Genomic DNA, 1638 nt, shown 5'->3' with positions numbered 1-1638 from the left:
CAATGCCACTCGGTTAAGGAGGAGGGGCGTTCGTCCATCCCAACACGCCAACACCCGATCCCTTTCCGGTCAACTTTCGAACACGGCATCCAGGAGAGTTCCTCAACGTCGATCAGTGGGCGACGGATGGATCCTGTCGCGATTTCGGCCGGCAAGAAGATAGAATCCTGCCGTGGTGCGTCTTCGTCAGGTAGTTGAACTGCCAGCCGTTGAAAACGAGCGGCTCACCGATCGTATTTCGCTCGGCGTGCTTGCCAAAATCGTCCCCCGGGACCTCGTCGATGAGGTGCTGGTGGAGACGAAACGGCAGGAACGGCGCGTCAGGCTACTACCGGCCCGGGTGATGGTGTACTTCACCATGGCTATGTGCCTGTTCTTCGACGATGACTACGAAGAAGTCATGCGTAAACTCGCCGGTGCGTTGACATGGTTGGGGAACTGGAAGGGTGACTGGAAGGTCCCGACCAGCGGGGCGATCTCGCAGGCACGAGTCAGACTCGGCGCCGCACCACTGAAGCTGCTGTTCGAACGTGTCGCCGTGCCCGTCGCGGGGCGAGGTACCAAGGGCGCATGGCTGCGTTCCCGGCGACTGATGGCGATCGACGGATTCTTCCTCGACGCGGCGGACACCGCCGAGAACGTTGCCAGGTTCGGACGCCACACCAACGGACACAAGGCCAGCGCCCAGCCGCAGGTCCATGTCGTCGCCCTCGCCGAATGCGGCACGCACGCGATCGTCTCGGCCGCGGTCGGCCCATGTGCCAGCGACGAACGCGCACTCGCTGCCACTCTGCTCGATGCCTGCGAACCAGGGATGCTCCTCACCGCCGACCGCAACTTCTACAGCTACGACCTCTGGCACCAGGCACTCGACACCGGCGCGGATCTACTCTGGCGGGTCAAGTCCAACCTCACGCTACCGGTCATCCAACCTCTCCCCGACGGCTCCTACCTCTCCATCATCATCAATCCGAAAATAGGCGGGAAACGACGGGAACAGCTCATCGCCGACGCCCGCGCCGGCCGTGACGTTCCCGAGGAATCCGCGACACCAGTCCGGGTCATCGAATACACCGTGCCCGACCGCACCGGCTCCGGAACCGGAGAACTGATCTGCCTGGTCACCAACATCCTCGACCACACCGACATACCCGCGGTGGAACTCGCCACGGCCTATCACGAGCGCTGGGAAATCGAAAACATTTTCGATGAGGTGAAAACCCACCAGCGAGGCGAAGCCCGCGTCCTACGCTCGCAACTCCCAGACCTGGTGGAACAGGAGATCTGGGCGCTTCTCCTCAGCCACTACGCAATCCGAAGTCTTATGCGCGAGGCCGCCGACGAAGCCGACGTCGACCCGGACAGACTATCCTTCATGCGATCACTACGCGTCATCCGCCGCCAGGTCACCGACCAGGCGGATTTATCCCCCTGACGACCACACACACGCGCTCCGGGAAACCTTCACAGAGATCACCGAAAGGCTCAACCCTGCGCGCCGCCACCGCACATACCCACGCACCATCAGACGAGGCCGACACAACGCCTACCGGGTCAAACGCCCAACAGACACCGACACCCGACATGATCAGCCACCGAAGATCATCCTTGCCCGGACCGCTTAACTAAGCGCCATTG

The 1638-nt window shown here is 62.1% G+C and carries 1 protein-coding gene; it reads left to right on the top strand.

Going from position 1 to position 1638, the window contains the following annotated elements; genetic code table 11:
* The first annotated feature begins 172 nt into the window (after positions 1-172).
* The gene (locus tag MXD61_RS05580; RefSeq protein ID WP_248811774.1) at positions 173-1435 is read left to right on the top strand and encodes an IS4 family transposase; all 1263 of its coding nucleotides are present in this window, start codon (positions 173-175) and stop codon (positions 1433-1435) included.
* The last annotated feature ends 203 nt before the right edge of the window (positions 1436-1638 follow it).

This window comes from Frankia sp. AgPm24, assembly GCF_023243055.1.
In the GTDB taxonomy this organism is placed as follows: domain Bacteria; phylum Actinomycetota; class Actinomycetes; order Frankiales; family Frankiaceae; genus Frankia; species Frankia umida.
This window is presented reverse-complemented; position numbering and strand designations above follow the sequence as displayed.